12 protein-coding genes are annotated in these 16,418 nt (G+C 74.8%); 6 read left to right on the forward strand and 6 right to left on the reverse strand.

All coding sequences use genetic code 11. From position 1 onward, the window contains the following. Positions 1–9 precede the first annotated feature (9 nt). The 6 genes from C8054_RS22660 to C8054_RS22685 all read right to left on the reverse strand — a co-directional run bounded on the left by C8054_RS22660 (position 10) and on the right by C8054_RS22685 (position 5,615). A complete protein-coding gene (locus C8054_RS22660) occupies positions 10–834 on the reverse strand; it encodes an alpha/beta hydrolase (protein WP_107159907.1) in 825 nt (274 codons plus the stop codon). Continuing rightward, positions 831–2,237 (reverse strand): NAD(P)/FAD-dependent oxidoreductase, encoded by a 1,407-nt coding sequence (locus tag C8054_RS22665; protein ID WP_107159909.1) that lies wholly within the window; start codon positions 2,235–2,237, stop codon positions 831–833. Before C8054_RS22665 ends, C8054_RS22660 begins: the two co-directional genes overlap by 4 nt. Positions 2,238–2,686: 449 nt before the next feature. Continuing rightward, positions 2,687–3,382 (reverse strand): endonuclease/exonuclease/phosphatase family protein, encoded by a 696-nt coding sequence (locus tag C8054_RS22670; RefSeq protein ID WP_107159911.1) that lies wholly within the window; start codon positions 3,380–3,382, stop codon positions 2,687–2,689. A 1-nt stretch (position 3,383) separates the two neighbouring features. Beyond that, entirely contained in the window at positions 3,384–4,331 is a 948-nt protein-coding gene (locus tag C8054_RS22675; RefSeq protein WP_107159913.1) for an ROK family glucokinase, read from the reverse strand. Between the two features lie 73 nt (positions 4,332–4,404). Then, on the reverse strand, positions 4,405–5,118 hold the full coding sequence (locus C8054_RS22680) for a hypothetical protein (protein ID WP_107159915.1): 714 nt from the start codon (positions 5,116–5,118) through the stop codon (positions 4,405–4,407). A 41-nt stretch (positions 5,119–5,159) separates the two neighbouring features. Further along, on the reverse strand, positions 5,160–5,615 hold the full coding sequence (locus C8054_RS22685) for an SRPBCC family protein (RefSeq protein ID WP_107159917.1): 456 nt from the start codon (positions 5,613–5,615) through the stop codon (positions 5,160–5,162). A 98-nt stretch (positions 5,616–5,713) separates the two neighbouring features. On the opposite strand from C8054_RS22685, the gene C8054_RS22690 reads away from it, so the two are divergent. The 6 genes from C8054_RS22690 (at position 5,714) to C8054_RS22715 (ending at position 16,367) form a co-directional block, all read left to right on the forward strand. Further along, positions 5,714–7,513 (forward strand): long-chain fatty acid--CoA ligase, encoded by a 1,800-nt coding sequence (locus C8054_RS22690; protein ID WP_107160004.1) that lies wholly within the window; start codon positions 5,714–5,716, stop codon positions 7,511–7,513. A gap of 14 nt (positions 7,514–7,527) precedes the next feature. Then, positions 7,528–9,222: a GAF domain-containing sensor histidine kinase gene (locus C8054_RS22695; RefSeq protein ID WP_107159920.1), complete on the forward strand. Its 1,695-nt coding sequence runs from the start codon at positions 7,528–7,530 to the stop codon at positions 9,220–9,222. Between the two features lie 7 nt (positions 9,223–9,229). Beyond that, positions 9,230–9,898 carry a response regulator transcription factor gene (locus C8054_RS22700; protein ID WP_007072219.1) on the forward strand — a complete coding sequence of 223 codons (669 nt, stop codon included), beginning with the start codon at positions 9,230–9,232 and terminating at the stop codon, positions 9,896–9,898. A 197-nt stretch (positions 9,899–10,095) separates the two neighbouring features. Next, entirely contained in the window at positions 10,096–10,908 is an 813-nt protein-coding gene (locus tag C8054_RS22705) for an SAM-dependent methyltransferase (RefSeq protein ID WP_107159922.1), read from the forward strand. 94 nt (positions 10,909–11,002) lie between these two features. Further along, the gene (locus C8054_RS22710) at positions 11,003–12,673 is read left to right on the forward strand and encodes a bifunctional diguanylate cyclase/phosphodiesterase (RefSeq protein ID WP_233220049.1); all 1,671 of its coding nucleotides are present in this window, start codon (positions 11,003–11,005) and stop codon (positions 12,671–12,673) included. 55 nt (positions 12,674–12,728) lie between these two features. Next, a complete protein-coding gene (locus tag C8054_RS22715) occupies positions 12,729–16,367 on the forward strand; it encodes a BTAD domain-containing putative transcriptional regulator (RefSeq protein ID WP_158273881.1) in 3,639 nt (1,212 codons plus the stop codon). Positions 16,368–16,418 lie beyond the last annotated feature (51 nt).

Genomic DNA, 16,418 nt, shown 5'->3' on the forward strand with positions numbered 1-16,418 from the left:
GCCCGGCGCTCAGCCCGGGGTGGGCGCCGGGTCCTTGTCCAGCCAGTCCAGGATCGCGTCGATCGGCTCCCGCCAGCGGGCGTCGAGCATCAGGTCGTGACCCATGCCGGGGAAGAGCAGCGGGGCCGAGGCGTACCGGCGGGCCGCCCGGGTGAGGGCCGTCGCCGGCAGCACCCGGTCGTCGGGGCTGCCGAGCACCAGTACCGGCGGCCGGCCCACCGCCGGCTCCGGCTGCCGGCCGGTGAGCAGTTGCCACTGCGCGCGACGGCCGGCCCGGCCGAGCCGGGCCACGTGCCGGCGCGCGTCGGCGTCGGGCAGTTCCCGGCTGAACAGTTGCCGCCGGTTGAGCCGCAGCCCGCCGCCGAAGACCGCCGGCACCGTGCCGGCCGGGTTGCGCCGCAGCGCCGCGCCGAACGTTCCCCAGCCGCCGAGCACCGGCGCCACCAGCACCGCGGCCCGCGCCGGGTAGCGGGACATCGCATGCGCCACCACCCGGGCGCCGGCGCCGTGCCCCACCAGCACCGCCTGCCGCGGCAGGCTCGCCGCCACCTGCGTCACGTCATGGGTGTACGCGCGCAGCGTCGCGTCCGGCGCCGGCTCACTGTCGCCGTGCCCGCGCAGACTCAGCGCGTACGCCGGGAAGCCGCGATCGGCGGCGTGGCCCAGCCAGTGTTCGGCGAACGCCCACGCGCCGTGGCCGAAGCCGGGCACGAACAGCAGCGGCGACTTGGCCTCCTCCTGCTCGGGCAGCGCGGCCAGCACCTCGCGGCGTACCGGCCGCTCCGGCCGGGCCCACTCCCAGGCCCGGACCACCCGCACCCGCTCGCTGGTCATTTGTTCTCCTCCAGCTCGTGCAGGGCACGCTGCAACGCGCGCAGGTAGTCGGCGTGCCCGACCTCGAACCAGTGCCGGGTGCTGTCCTTGACCTTCGCCGAGTACCGCTCACCGAGGCCGGCGCGGACCCGGCGGTCGAACGCGGCGACCCGCTCCGGCCGGGCGATGCGCAGGGTGAGCAGCCGGGCGAAGAGCACGCTCTGCCAGTGCGAGATGGTGAAGATGCCGGAGTCCGGCTGCACCAGGCCGACCACGGCCAGCGTGGGGTGACCGGCGGTGAACGCGTTCAGCCACAGCCGGGGCCGGCCGGAACCGTCCTCGTCGCCGAGCACCCGGCCGTGCAGGAACTCGAAGCGCGGCAGGTACCCGGTGGCGAAGACGACCAGTTCCGGGTCGATCCGTCGGCCGTCGCCCAGCTCGACGGTGCGGTCGTGGAAGCGGGCCACGTCCGGCACCGGGGTGATCTCGCCGTGCCCGACGTAGTACACGAGTTGGCTGTTGGCGATCGGGTGCGTCTCGTACACCCGGTGGTCGGGCTTCGGCAGGCCGAACCGGGTCAGGTCGCCGACGGTCAGCCGCAGCGTCCAGTGGTACAGCCACTGCCGCACCCGCAGCGGCACCCGCAGCGCCAGCAACGTGTCGTTGACCTGGTCGGCCGGGCGGCCGAGGACGTACTTGGGGGCGTACCAGTAGCCGCGCCGGGTGGAGTGCCAGCAGTGTGACGCCTGCTGGGCCGCCTCGACCGCGATGTCACAGCCGGTGTTGCCGGCGCCGACCACCAGCACCCGCTTGCCGCGCAACTGGGCCGGGTCCTTGTAGGACGAGGCGTGCATGACCTCGCCGCGGAACTCCGCCAGCCCCTCGTACCGGGGCAGCTTGGGCGACCAGTTGTGGCCGTTGGCCAGCACCACGGCGGCGTAGCGGGAGGTGCGCTCCGGGCCGTAGCCGCCGGTGCTGCGGGTGGTCACGTCCCACCGGTCTCCCTCGACCGGCTCGACCCGGACCACCTCGGTGCCGAACCACACGTGCTGGCGTAGGTCGAAGTGGTCGGCGTAACGCTCGAAGTAGGACAGCAGCTGGCTGTGGTGCGGGTAGTCCGGCCAGTCGTCCGGCATCGGGAAGTCCGGGAACTGGGTGAACGGGCGGGACGAGATGAGGTGTGTGCTGCCGTAGACCGGGCTGCGGTCGTGCCGCCAGTTCCACGCCCCGCCGACGCCGGTCTCCCGCTCGTAGCAGTCCACGCCGAAGCCGGCCTCGCGGAGGTTCTTGACGGCGGTCAGCCCGCTGGCGCCGGCGCCGATGACGCAGACCGTGTCGCCCCGGTCGGAGACCGGGCGGTCGTCCCGGCTCGGGACGGCGGTGGGGTCCGGTTCGGGGCGGCCGAGGTCGGTGGAGGAGGACACCGGGAAATCTCCTTTGTGCGGCACGCGTGCCGGGTCGGTGCGAAATCCTGCCGAGAATGCCCGCCGTTGTCCAGCCGCCCGGAAGCTGGCACGGCTCACCCGGGCGGACCGCCTGACGCTGGGTGACCGCCCGCCTCTTCACGCACGGTGAGCGCCGCGCGACGCGACAGTCCTGCCGGTCCGACGCCTTTGCTCTGCAGCCACGGACGCAGCACGGCCGTGAGCTGGCCATGTGCCGAAGGGCCGCGACAATGAGCCGTGCCACGTCGATCACCATGGGTAGCCGCTGCTTATGCGGCTGCAGAGCAAAGGCGCCGACAGGTCGGCTGCCCCCGCCGCCGACACCTCACGTTCCGTCACGGTCGGGTCGCGACCACCGGCGCCCCCGCCCCGAGCCCGCTCCGAGGGCCGGATTTCGCCCCGGACCACCGGTCCGGCCGCCGCGCCGGTCAGCCGGCGGCGGGCAGCAGCAGGTCGACCAGGACCGGGAAGTGGTCGCTGGCCCGGCGGGTCCGCGGCGTGTCCACCACGTCGTAGTCGACCACGGTGATCCGCGGGTCGACGAAGAGCGCGTCGATGCGGCGCCGGGGATCGGCGCAGGAGAACGTGTGCCGGTCGGCCCGGTCGGCGGCGACCGCGGTGTCGGTCAGCCCCTCGGCCACGGTCCGCCAGGCCGGTCCGTCCGGCCCCTCGTTGAGGTCGGCGCCGGCCACCACCGGCAGCGGGGACGCGGCCAGCTCCCGCTTGAACGCCGCCGCCTGGGCCGGCCGCTCCACCGGGTCGGTGGACAGGTGCGAGCCGGCCAGCAGGAAGTCGACGCCGCCCACCCGGCACCGCGCGTACGCGGCCCCGCGCAGGTGCCGGCCCGGCGTCAGCGGGTAGCGCGTGCACCGGGCCTCGGTGACCCGTACCCGCAGGCTGGTCAGCAGCAGGTTGCCCAGCGACGGCAGGCCACCGGCGGCGACCACCAGGCCGAACGAGTCGGCCAGCGTGGCGCACTTCTGCCGCCACCGGAACCGCCGCGGCCCCTCCTGGACGATCACCACGTCCGGCGCGGCCTCGCGGACCACCTCGGCCAGCGCGGCGGTGTCGTCGCGCTGGCTGTGGACGTTGTAGGACAGCACCCGCAGCGGCACACCCGACACGTCAGATCCTCCGGGCCAGGTCGGCGGCGCCGATCACGCCGGCGGTGTTGCCCAGCTCGGCCGGGCGCACCTCGGCGACGGGCAGGCGGCTGCGCTGGGCCAGCGCGTCGGTGAACGACCGCCGGGTCGGGCCGAGCAGCAGGTCGCCGGCGTCGATCACGCCGCCGCCGACCACCAGCACCTGCGGGTCCAGGATCTGCGCCATGTCCGCGAGGCTGGTGCCGAGCCAGCGCCCGACCTGGGCGAACGCCTCGGTGGAGACCGGGTCGCCGTCCTTGGCCGCGGCGGTCACCATCGGACCGGTGATCGCCTCCGCCTCGCCGTCGGCCAGCTTCAGCAACGCGGTGGCCCGGTGCGGCTCCTGCCGGGCGGCGGCGCGGGCGAAGCGGACCAGCGCGCTGCCGCTGGCGTACTGCTCGATGCAGCCGAGCCGGCCGCAGCCGCACTGGTGGCCGTCCGGCACGGTGAGCATGTGCCCCAGCTCGGCGGCGATGCCGTGGGCGCCGCGGACCAGCTCGCCGCCGAGCACGATGCCGCCGCCGACGCCGGTGCCGATGGTGAACATGACCATCGAGTCGTCGGCGTCCCGGGCCGCGCCGTAGCGGAACTCCGCCCAGGCGGCCACGTTCCCGTCGTTCTCCACGATCACCGGCAGCCCGGTGGCGTTGCTGACGTACTCGCGCAGCGGCTCGTCCCGCCAGGCCAGATTGGGCGCGAAGAGCACGGTGGAGCGGGTGGCGTCGATCCAGCCGGCCGCGCCGATGCCGACCGCCTCGACGGTCCGGCCGGTGGTCAGCTCCGTGACCACCTCGATGATGACGTCCCGGGTCTTGGCCACGTCGTCGGCGGGGGTGTCCCGTCGCGTCTGCACGAGTACCGCGCCGGTGTCGTCCACGACACCGCCGGCCACCTTCGTGCCACCGACGTCGACTCCGATGGTCAGCGTCACCGCTGCCACTCCCCTCTGCTGTGCTGCCCCGGGCGCCGGCCGAACCGGCCGTGCGATCCGGGATGTCCGGTGGTCAGGCCCCGTCGCCTGGTGGGTCCGCGTCCGCGCCCGTCTCGTCGGGCGCCCGCGAGGCGGGCACCGTGGGACGGCCGGCCGGCGGCCGGCTCGCCGCCGGCCCCGCCGGCCCGGCGGCGTCGACGGGCGGCTGCGACGGCTCCGGCTCGGCGTGCCTGCCGCCACGCCGCGACCCCGAGCCGTCGGAAGCACCCGGATCGGCCGCGCCCTCCCCCCGGGTGGCGGCGGACCACACGTCCTGCTCGGGTGCCGGCTGAGAATCATGCCCGGTACGGGTCGCCTCGCGCCACACGTGATCTCCCGACCCGGTCGGCGCGGGGCTCCCGGAACCGGTCGACGCCGCCGGTGCCGGCGGGTCGGCCGGTGTCGCCGGACCGGCCGGTTCCGCCGGGGCGAACGCCCGCAGCAGGCTGGCCACACCGGCCGCCAGGTCACCGGCGCCGGTGGCGAGCCGCTCGGCGAATTCCGGACTCGGGTCCCGCAACGCCGCGATCCCCCGGCAGACCGGGCAGACGCAGCATTCCGGCGAGCCGGTGGCGAAACCGGTGCCGGTGCCGGTCGGGATGTGACCGAGGACACCGGAGAGGATCCCACCGAGCGGGCCGCGGCCCCCGGCGCCGGACGAGGCGGCGGCCATCCGCGCGGTGGCCAGCAGCGTGACGACGAGGCGCTCGGCCTCTTCCCGGGCCGAACCCGGATCAGTGGTGCCCATGGTTCGGCTCCTCCAGCGTGACGACCGGAACGGCGATCGGATCAGTTGGCCGCACCGGGTGCTTCTACCCGGCGCTTGAGCTGCTTCAACGCCGTATCCATGATCATTTTTTCGGCCTTGCGGCGGAACATGCCGAGCATGGCCACGGACAGTTCCACCTCCAGCGTGTAGGTCACCGTGGTCGTCCCGTCCGGGTTGCCGACCAGGTCGTACGACCCGCGCTGGGACCGCTGCATCGTCGACGGCGCGACCAGGTGCCACTCGATCCGGGAGATGTCCTCGGCGTACTCGTACGCCAGCACGTACTCGTCGGCCAGCACGCCCGCGTCCAGCGTGAACCGGACCTGACTGGCGTAGCCGTCCTCGTACTCCTCGATCACCTCGGCCCGGCGCACCGACTCGGTCCACTCCGGGTAACGGGGGAAGTCACAGATGACGGCCGCCACCTGCTCCGGTGACGCGCCGACGATGATCGACTGGGTGGAGGAGTCCGCCATGGGGGGAGGCTACCCGGCTCCCCACCGGGGCGGGCGGGTAGGTTTCGACAGAGCCGACCAGGCCGGCCCGGCGCCGGTGCGAGCACGAGGGAGTGCAGGTGCGCGAGTTCTCCGTCCCGCCGATCGTCACCGTCGGCGACGCGGCCAACCTGACCGACCCGGTCTGGGAAAACGCCGAGGTCGCCCCGGACACCGTGCAGTTCGTCCGGCCGGCCGGCGACGCGGGGCCGGTCGAGGTGACCTGCCGGCAGTTCCGCGACGAGGTGGTCGCGGTGGCCCGGGGCCTGATCGCGGCCGGCGTGTCCCCCGGCGACCGGGTCGGACTGATGAGCCGCACCCGCTACGAGTGGACCCTGCTCGACTACGCCATCTGGGCGGCCGGCGCGGTCACCGTGCCGATCTACGAGACCTCCAGCGCCGAGCAGGCCGCCTGGATCCTCGGTGACTCGGGCGCGGTGGCCGTGGTGGTGGAGAGCACCGCGCACGCGACGCTCGTCGCCGGCGTCCGGGACCGGCTGCCCGACCTGCGCGAGGTCTGGCAGATCGAGCTGGACGCGGTGCACGAGCTGGTCACCGCCGGCGCCTCGGTGGACCCGGCCGAGGTCGAGGTCCGCCGCTCGACGCTCACGGCCGACGACCTCGCCACGATCATCTACACCAGCGGCACCACCGGCCGGCCGAAAGGCTGCGTGCTGACCCACCGCAACATCTACGCCGACATCGCCAACGCGGTGCCGGTGTTGCCGAACCTGTTCCGCCAGGGCGCCTCCACCCTGCTCTTCCTGCCGCTGGCACACGCGTTCGCCCGGCTCATCCAGGTCGGCGTGGTGCAGGCCCGGGCCACCATGGCGCACTGCGCGGACACCAGCGACCTGGTCGGCGCGCTCCAGGAGTTCAAGCCGACGTTCGTGCTCTCCGTACCCCGGGTCTTCGAGAAGGTCTACAACGGCGCGCGGCAGAAGGCCGAGGCGGACGGCAAGGGCAAGATCTTCGACCGGGCGGAAAAGGTCGCCATCGCCTGGAGCGAGGCGCTGGAGACGCCGGGCGGGCCGGGCCTGGCGCTGCGCGCCCAGCACGCGCTCTTCGACCGGCTGGTCTACGGCAAGCTGCGGGCGGCGCTGGGCGGCCGGTGCCGCGACGCGATCTCCGGCGGCGCGCCGCTCGGCGCCCGGCTCGGGCACTTCTTCCGGGGCGTCGGGGTGACCGTCTGCGAGGGGTACGGCCTCACCGAGACGTCGCCGGCCGCCGCCGCGAACCTGCCCACCGGCACCCGGATCGGCACGGTCGGCCGGCCGCTGCCCGGCGTCACCGTCCGGATCGACGACGACGGTGAGATCCTGATCTCCGGCGACATCGTCTTCCAGGGGTACTGGCACAACGAGGCGGCCACCGCCGAGGCGCTCACCACCGACGGCTGGTTCCGCACCGGCGACCTGGGCCAGCTCGACGCGGACGGCTACCTCAGCATCACCGGCCGGAAGAAGGAGATCATCGTGACCGCCGGCGGCAAGAACGTCGCCCCGGCGGTGCTGGAGGACCAGGTCCGGGCGCACCCCTTGATCAGCCAGTGCGTGGTGGTCGGTGACCGGCAGCCGTTCATCGCGGCGCTTGTCACCATCGACGAGGAGGCGCTGCCGAAGTGGCTGGCCGGGCACGGGCGCCCGGAGACCACGAGCGCCGCCGAGCTGCGCGACGACGAGGCGCTGCGCGCCGAGGTGCAGGGCGCGGTCGACCAGGCCAACCAGTCCGTCTCCAAGGCCGAGGCGATCAAGGTGGTCCGGATCCTGCCCCGGGACTTCACCGAGGCGACCGGCGAGCTGACCCCCTCGCTGAAGGTCAAGCGGCAGGTCGTCCACAAGACGTACGCCACGGAGATCGCGGAGATCTACCGGCGCTGACTACGATCCGTCAGGTGCCCGCCTCCACATCCGGACAGCCGCAGACGCAGCTCCTCGCGGTCGCGGCCCGCGCGGTTCTCCTCGCGCTGGTCGCCGCCCTGACCCTGTTCGCCACCCGCGACGCCACCGAACTCTGGTGGATCGCCCTGCTCGGCGTCGCCGGGCTGCCCGCCGTCCTGGCGCCGCAGCACCGGCTGCTCACCCCGATCAGCCGCTTCGCCGAGGTGGTGGTGCTCGGGCTGGCCGCCAGTCAGGTCGCCGCCGGCGCCCACCTCACCGGCGTCACCGACGGGCTGGGCGCGTCGGCGGTGCTGCCGTACCTGGCCGTGCCGGTCACCGTGACCGCGCTGCGCCGCCGGTTCCGCGAGGGCGCCGCGCTGCTCGCGGTCACCGCGGCGACGCTGCTGGTCAGCGCCGCGTTCACCGAGGTCGGTGGCGAGCCGCAGCTCGGCCAGCTCGGTTACCTCGCGGTCTGCGCGCAGTGGCTGATCCTGGCCGGCCTCGGCCTCTACACCGCCGGCACGCTCCAGCGGGTGATGCGGGTCCGCGGCGAGGGCAAACCCCAGCCGTACGCCGAGGCCACCCGGCTGTTGACCCAGCTCCGGACGGTGGCCCGGCAGCTCCCCGGCGCCACCCTGGACCCGGGCGGCATCTCCGAGCACCTGCTGGAGGAGCTGCGGGTGGTGGCGAAGACCGACCGGGGCGCGGTGCTCTCCGCCAGCGGCGGCGGCCGGCTGGTGGTGCTCGCCCAGATCGGCGCGGACCGGGTCGACTGGGAGACCACGCTCGACGCCGACTCGGCCATCGCCGACGCCTGGGCCAGCCAGCAGCCGACCGTCTCGGCCCGTTCGCAGGCCCGGTCCCGGCACTCCGGTGAGGTGTCGGCGCTGATCGTGCCGCTGGTCGCCGGCGTACGCACGGTCGGCCTGGTGGTGATCGAGGCGGACACCGGCGCCGCGTACCCGCCGCCGGTGGTGTCCCGGGTGACCGCGCTGACCGGCCCGGCGGCGCTGCGGCTGGAGGCCGCGCTGCTCTTCGACGAGGTGCGCTCGCTGGCCACCAACGAGGAGCGGCAGCGGCTGGCCCGGGAGATCCACGACGGGGTCGCCCAGGAGCTGGTGATGGTCGGGTACGGCATCGACAACGCCCTGGCGTACGTCGACGAGGACCCGAAGGAGACCGCCGAGGCGCTGCGTACGCTGCGGCACGAGGTCACCCGGGTGATCCAGGAGCTGCGGTTGAGCCTGTTCGAGTTGCGCAGCGAGGTGGACCGGCACGGCGGGCTGGCCGCCGCCATCGCCGAGTACGCCCGCACCGTCGGCGCCTCCGGCGGGCTGCGGGTGAACCTGTCCCTGGACGAGTCCACCGCCCGGCTGCCGGCCGCCACCGAGGCCGAGTTGCTGCGCATCGCCCAGGAGGCGGTCACCAACGCGCGCAAGCACGCCGGCGCGTCGAACCTCTGGGTCACCTGTGAGGTGGATCCCCCGTACGCCCGGATCGAAGTGTCGGATGACGGTCACGGCATCGGTGACCAGCGGCCCGAGGGGCACTATGGTCTTGCGATCATGGCGGAGAGGGCGGAACGTATCCGAGGCCGGTTGGAGATCAGGCCGCGGCAACCCAGCGGCACAACCGTGGCGGTGGTACTCGGCTCGTCGCCCCGGCGCGATAAGGTGCGCGGCAGCGCCGCAGCAGCAGAAGGGGAGTAACCCGAGGATGACCACTAGCCCGACACCGGCCACCCGGACCAAGGTCCTCCTTGTCGACGATCACGACCTGATCCGCAAGGGTCTGCGGCACGCCTTCGAGCGGGACCGGCAGTTCGAGGTCGTGGGCGAGGCCGCCACGGCCGCGGAGGGCGTGCGCCAGGCCGGCGCGCTCCAGCCCGACGTGGTGATCATGGACCTGCGACTGCCCGACGGCAGCGGTCTGGAGGCCACCCGCGCGCTGCGCAAGTCCAGCGCCTCGATGGGCATCGTGGTGCTCACCATGTACGCCGGTGACGACCAGCTCTTCGGCGCGCTGGAGGCGGGGGCGAGCGCGTTCGTCCCGAAGACCGCCCCGGCCGACGAGGTGGTGGCCGCCGCCCGGCACGCCGCCTCCTCCCCCAGCGCGTTCACGGCGGCCGACCTGGCCGAGGCGATGAAGCGCCGGCTCGCCCCGTCCGGCCCGCAGCTCTCCCCGCGCGAGGGGCAGGTGCTGCGGCTGCTCGCCGACGGCATGAGCGTGGCCGGCATCGCCAAGCAGCTCTTCGTCAGCGAGTCGACCGCCAAGACCCACATCTCCAAGCTCTACGAGAAGCTGGGCGCGGCCAACCGGGCCCAGGCGCTGATGACGGCGCTGCGGCTGGGGCTGCTGGAGGCCCCCGACGCGCCGAAGTTCTGACGGCACCGCCGGAGAGGCCCCGTCCGCACGCCGGACGCGGGCCTCTCCGGCATTCCGGGCGCGGGTCGACCGCGTACGGTGAACGGCCGGACGCGGAACGACGGCGGTCTTTGCACCGCGACAGCGGCCGGGCAGAATACCCGGGTGATCCGCGCGGCGGTGACGCCGCGCGTCGCCGACACCCAAGGGGCAGGGACATGCAGCGGCCGGACTGGGCACCCGAGACGATCGACATCGAGCGCCCGAGCGTGGCCCGCATGTACGACTACTACCTGGGCGGTTCGCACAACTTCGCGGCCGACCGGGCCGCCGCGCGGGCGATGGTCGAGGCGGTGCCGGAGGCCCCGCTGATGGCCCAGGCCAACCGCGCCTTCCTCCGCCGGGCGGTGCACTACCTGGCCGAGACCGGGGTGCGGCAGTTCCTGGACATCGGCTCCGGCATCCCGACCGTGGGCAACGTGCACGAGATCGCCCAGGGCATCGACCCCGACTCCCGGGTGGTCTACGTCGACGTGGACCCGGTGGCGGTCGCGCACAGCCAGGAGATCCTGGCCGGCAACGAGCGGGCCGCCGTGGTCCGGGAGGACCTGCGCGACCCGGTGGCGATCCTGCGCCATCCGGACGTCACCCGGTTGATCGACTTCACCGAGCCGGTCGCGGTGATGATCGTGGCGGTGCTGCACTTCATCCCGGACTCCGACCGCCCGGAGGAGATCCTGCGGACGCTGCGCGCGGCGCTGGCGCCCGGCAGCCACCTGGTGCTCTCCCAGGCCAGCGACGACGGCCGGGACGGCACCGGCGAGCGGGCCGAGGCGGAACGGGTCTACCGGCGCACCGACAGCCAGCTCTTCATCCGCGGTCGGGCCGAGCTGACCGCGCTGTTCGCCGGGTTCGAGCTGGTCGACCCGGGCGTGGTGTGGGTGCCGCAGTGGCGACCGGACGCCCCCGACCAGGCGGAACACGCCGAACGGGCGGTCTTCATGGGCGGGGTCGGGCGGCTCGGTGCCTGACGACGTGGCCACCGTGACCGCCGCCGGCCGCTGCCGCCCCGGCGTCTTCGCCCGGGCCTGGGCCAAGGCGGTCTCCGGGACCAGCTACCTGCCGATGACCCAGGCGCAGCTGGAGGAGATGCTGCAACGGCTCACCGAGCGGCTCGCCCAGGCGATGCGCGCCGACCCGTTCGACCTGCGGATCGGCCAGCAGGTGGGCGCGGAGCTGGTGCAGTCGCACATCGCCTCCGCCGAGGGCCTGGGTCGCACCGTCGAGGTGATCCAGCTCCGGCTGGTCCGCGACCTCGACCTGGACGTCGACGACGTCGAGGACCGGATGTCCCGGCTGCTCGCCACCGTCGCCACCGGGTACGCCCGGGCGCTGCGCGACCGCACGCTGGACGAGCAGGAGTCCATCCGGCGGGCCGCCATGATGGCGCGCGCCCAGGCCGAACGGGCGCTGCGGGACAGCGAGGCCCGCTTCCGGCACCAGGCCACCCACGACCCGCTGACCGACCTGCCGAACCGCACGCTGTTCACCGAGCGGCTGACCGCCGCGATCGTCGCGCCCGGCCGGGGCGCGGACCGGATCGGGGTCTGCTTCCTCGACCTGGACCGGTTCAAGGTGGTCAACGACTCCCTCGGTCACCAGGTCGGCGACTCGCTGCTGGTGGCGGTGGCGCAGCGGCTGCGCCGGACGCTCGGCGAGCACCTGGTGGCCCGCCTGGGCGGCGACGAGTTCGTGATCCTGGTGGAGCGCACCGCCGGCACCGACGACGTGGTCAAGGTCGCCGAGGCGGCGCTGGAGGCGGTACGCGAGCCCGCGCTCGTCGACGGGCACGAGCTGACGGTGTCGGCGAGCATCGGCATCGTGGAGCGGCCGGTGGCCGGCACCTCGCCGATGGAGCTGATGCGCGCCGCGGACAGCACGCTGCACTGGGCCAAGGCCGCCGGCGGGGCCCGCTGGTCGTTGTTCGACGCCGACCGGAACCGCCGCGAGCTGGCCCGGTACGCGCTCTCCGCGGCGATCCCGGCCGCGCTGGACCGGGGCGAGTTCTACCTCGACTACCAGCCGCTGACGTCGCTGCGTGACGGCCGGGTGCTCGGCATGGAAGCGCTGGTGCGCTGGCGCCACCCGGAGCTGGGGGTGCTCCGGCCGGACAGCTTCATCCCGCTGGCCGAGGAGACCGGCCTGATCGTCCGGCTCGGCAGCTGGGTGCTGGCCGAGGCGTGCCGCGAGGCGGGCACCTGGTCTGCGGCGGGTGGCGACGCGCCGTTCGTCAGCGTCAACCTGGCCGTACGCCAGTTGCACCGGGCCGACCTGGTGCCCGAGGTGCGGGGCGTGCTCGGCCGCACCGGCCTGCCCCCGGAACGGCTGCAACTGGAGGTCACCGAGAGCACCATGATGAGCACCGTGGTCGAGCCGGTCCGGGCGCTGCGGGTGCTCGGCGATCTCGGCATCCGGGTGGCGATCGACGACTTCGGCACCGGGTACTGCAATCTCGCGTACCTGCGGGACCTGCCGGTGACCGAGTTGAAGGTGGCCGGCGAGTTCGTGACCGGGCTGCGCGCGCCGGCCGGCGACCCGGGCGGCCGTACCGACGAACGGATCCTCGCCTCGCTGGTCTCGCTGGCGCACGCCCTGGACCTCACGGTCACCGCCGAGGGGGTGGAGACGGCCGGCCAGGCGGACCGGTTGCGCGCCATCGGCTGCGACGCCGGTCAGGGCTGGCACTTCGGCCGCCCCGGCCCCGCGACCGCCCACGTGGTCCACGCCGGGGTGTGAGACGGGGGCCGATCGACGGCACAATGTGGACCGTGCATGGCGAACGGACCACCGGGTGACGGCCGGCACGGCTGCGGGCGCGTCAGGCGTCGGCGCGCTGGTACGCGGGTACCGGCTCCGGGCCGGTCTCACCCAGGCGGAGCTGTCGACCCGGGCCGGCGTGAGCGTACGCACGCTGCGTGACCTCGAACGCGGCCGGACCCGCCGGCCACACGCTCCCGCGCTCGACGGCCTGGCCGACGCCCTGCGTCTCTCCCCGGCGGAACGCGATGAGCTGCGGGCGGTGGTGGGCCGGGCGGCCGGGGCGGGCACCGGCGCGCTGCGGGTGGACGTGCTCGGGCCGTTGGACGTCCGCCGGGGCGACCGGCCGCTGCGGCTCGGCTCGGCGAACCAGCGGTGTCTGCTGGCGCTGCTCGCCCTGGGGGCTGGTCGGGTGGTCGGTCAACAGGAGATCGTCGACGTGCTCTGGGCGGACGACCCGCCACGGACGGCGGTCAACCTGGTCCACGTCTACGTGAGCCGCCTGCGGCGGGACCTCGCCGACGCCGCGCCCGGCAGGGCCGGGCCGCACCCCGGCGACCAGCTGCTGGCGCACGTCAACGGCGGGTACCGGCTCGACCTGTCGCCCGGCGAGTCGGACGTCGCCGCCTTCGACGCGTTCCTCGCGGACGCCGATCGCCTCGTCTCCCCCGACGGGTCGTCCGACGCCGATCCGGCTGCCGTGGCCGAGGCGGTCGGGGCGGCGCTGGGGTGTTGGCGGGGGCCGGTCCTGGCCGGGGCCGAGCCCCGGCTGACCGGGCACCCGTGGACGGTGGAGCTGGGCCGGCGACGGGTCGACGCGGCGGCGCGCTTCGCCGACCGGGCCGCCCGCGTCGGTCGCCACCGGGAGGCGGTGCTCGCGTTGGGGCGGGTCGTCGCGGACGAACCGCTGCACGAGGGGCTGCACGCCCGACTCATGCGGGCGTTGCTGGCCCAGGGCGAGCCGGCGGCCGCGCTCGACGTCTTCCGGGTGGTCCGGGCCCGGCTCGCCGAGGAACTCGGCCTCGATCCCGGCGACGCGTTGCGCTCCGCGTACGTGGCGGTGCTGCGCCGTCGGCCGGGGATCGCCGGGGCGGACGACGCCGTACCGGCCCCACCGTCCGGACCGACCGCTGCCGCCGGGTACGACACCGGGCCGTTGCGCCCCGCCCAGCTCCCACCGGACATGGTGCCGTTCGTCGGTCGCGCGGACCACCTCCACCGCCTGGACGAGCCGATCCGCGCCGAACGGGGCGACGCCGCTCCCGGCACCACCTTCGTGATCACCGGAATGGCCGGCATCGGGAAGACGGCCCTTGCCGTGCGCTGGGCACAGCGGGTCCGGGAGCGGTTTCCGGACGGTCAGCTCTTCGTCGACCTGCGCGGCTTCTCGGCGGAGACGGCGGCCCGCCCGATCGACGTCCTGGCCCGGTTCCTCCGGGCGTTGGGCGTGCCCGGCGACCGGGTGCCCCCGGAACAGGACGAGGCGACGGACATGTTCCGGAGTCTCACCGCCGAACGTGCGCTGCTGGTGGTGCTGGACAATGCGGCGGACGCGGCGCAGGTGCGTCCGCTGCTTCCCGGCGGGCCCCGGTGCGTCACTGTGGTCACCAGCCGCGGTCAGCTCTCCGGCCTGGTCGCCCGGCAGGGCGCGATCCGACTGGGCCTGGAGGTGCTCTCCCCCGCCGACGCGCACGCCCTGCTCGCGCGGCGGCTCGGCAACCGTCGCACGGACGCCGAACCGGAGGCGGTACGGAACCTCGTCGACGCCTGCGGCGCGCTGCCGCTGGCGTTGCAGATCGCCGCCGCCAACCTGCTGGACCGGGGCGACCGGCCGATCGCCGGGTACGTCGCGGAGATCATCTCGGCGAACCGGTTGTCCGCGCTGTCGCTCGCCGACGAGACGGAGTCGGCGCTGCCCGCCGCGTTCTTCCTGTCGTACCGGCGGTTGCCCGCCGACGCCCGTCGGCTCTTCCGGCTCCTCGGCGTGCTGCCGCTGCACGACGTCACGCCGGCCACGGCGGCGGCCCTGGTGGCCCGGCCGGAGGCGGAGACCGGGCGGCTCCTGGCGTTGCTCTGCCGCGCCCACCTGCTGCGGTGGGCGCCGCCCGACCGGTACGGCTGCCACGACCTGCTGCGGCTGTACGCGCGCGACCGGGCGCGGCGGGAGGACACCCCGGCGCAGCGGCGGGCGGCGGTGCAGCGGTGGTGCCGGCACCACCTGGCGCGGGTGCACGAAGCCGCGGACGTGCTCTATCCGACGATGCTCCGGCTGCCGGCCGACGCCGCGACGGACCCCGACGGAGGCGCGGCGGACAACGGCGCCGGCGCAGCGGGCACCGACGGAGGCGCGGCGGACGACGGCGGCGCGGACGACGGCGGCGCGGACGACGGCGGCGCGGCGGACGACGGCGCCGACGCGAGGACGGCCGGCGACAACACGGCGGACGTCGCCTTCCCCGACGAGGCGTCCGCCGCCGCCTGGCTGGACGCCGAGCGGGGCAACCTGATCGCGGTGATCACCCGGGCCGCCCGCCTGGGCCTGCGGAGCGTCGCCTGGCGGCTCGGTGACGCGCTGCGCGGGCACTTCACCCTGGGCGCCGACGACGTCGGTTGGCTCGCCGTGGGCAACGCCGCGCTCGCCGCCGCCACCGCCGACGGCGACCTTCGAGGTCAGGCCGCCGCCCACCTCAACCTCGCCGGCTGCCTGATCCGCCGGAACCTGACCTCGCCGGCGCGTCGGCACGCGCTCCGGATGCTCGGTCTCGCCGAGGAGTCGGGTTGGCTCGACGCCGCCGCCGCGGCGTTGGGCACCCTCGGCGAACTCGACCAGATGGACGGGCAGCCGGACGACGCGGTGGGCCACTACGAGCGGGCACTCGACCTGAACCGCCGCACCGGCCGACTGGCCGGGCAGGCGATCAACCTGAACAATCTCGGCCTGATCTGCCAGGACCTGGGCCGGCTGCACCGGGCGGTCGAGCTGTACGACGAGTCGCTCGCCCTGGAACGCCGGCTCGGCTCCCGCACCGGGGAGGCCATCTCGCTGCTCAACCTCGGCGACGTCCACCGGCTGCTCGGGCAGCTCGACACCGCGCTCAGCTGCCTGTCCAGGGCCGCACTGATCGCCCGGGAGACCGCCTTCCGGATGTGCGAGGCCGAGGCGTCGCGCACGCTGGCGCTGGTCTGGCGGGATCTCGGCGACGACGATCGGGCCCGCCGGCACGCGACTGAGGCGCTCGACCGGGCCCGGGAGATCGGGTACGCGACGAGCGAGGTCGACGCGCTCAACGTCCTCGGTGATCTCGCCCGCGCGGCCGGGGACCCCCGGGGTGCCCGGGAGCGGCACCTGATGGCGCTGCGTACCGCCCGGGACGTCCGCCACCGCCCGGGTGAGGTGCGCGCCATGGTCGGTCTGGCTCTGCTCAACGCCGCCGACGGTGAGCCGGAGGCGGCGAGACGGCTCGCGGAGCGGGCCACCGCCAGCAGCGGCGCCCTGCGGTGGCGGCTGCTGCACGCCGACGCGCTCGCCGGGCGGGCACGGGTGGAACGGCTGACCGGGGCCGCCGGTCGCGGAGCCGGCCCGGCCCGCCAGGCGCTGGCCATCTACCGGGAGGTCGGGCATCCGCGGGGCGAGACCGGGATGCGTCGGCTGCTCGCCGACGGGCCGACCTGATCCGGGCCGGCCGTGGGCGCGGGACGGGCCGGCGTACCGACCCGCCCCGCG

It is taken from the genome of Micromonospora sp. RP3T (assembly GCF_003027925.1).
Lineage (GTDB): Bacteria > Actinomycetota > Actinomycetes > Mycobacteriales > Micromonosporaceae > Micromonospora.

Excerpts from the sequence above, each read along its gene's own strand:
- C8054_RS22705 (WP_107159922.1), top strand. The coding sequence starts at position 10,096 with ATGCAGCGGCCGGACTGGGCACCCGAGACGATCGACATCGAGCGCCCG.
- C8054_RS22660 (WP_107159907.1), bottom strand. The coding sequence starts at position 834 with ATGACCAGCGAGCGGGTGCGGGTGGTCCGGGCCTGGGAGTGGGCCCGG.
- C8054_RS22685 (WP_107159917.1), bottom strand. The coding sequence starts at position 5,615 with ATGGCGGACTCCTCCACCCAGTCGATCATCGTCGGCGCGTCACCGGAG.
- C8054_RS22680 (WP_107159915.1), bottom strand. The coding sequence starts at position 5,118 with ATGGGCACCACTGATCCGGGTTCGGCCCGGGAAGAGGCCGAGCGCCTC.
- C8054_RS22710 (WP_233220049.1), top strand. The coding sequence starts at position 11,003 with ATGACCCAGGCGCAGCTGGAGGAGATGCTGCAACGGCTCACCGAGCGG.
- C8054_RS22700 (WP_007072219.1), top strand. The coding sequence starts at position 9,230 with ATGACCACTAGCCCGACACCGGCCACCCGGACCAAGGTCCTCCTTGTC.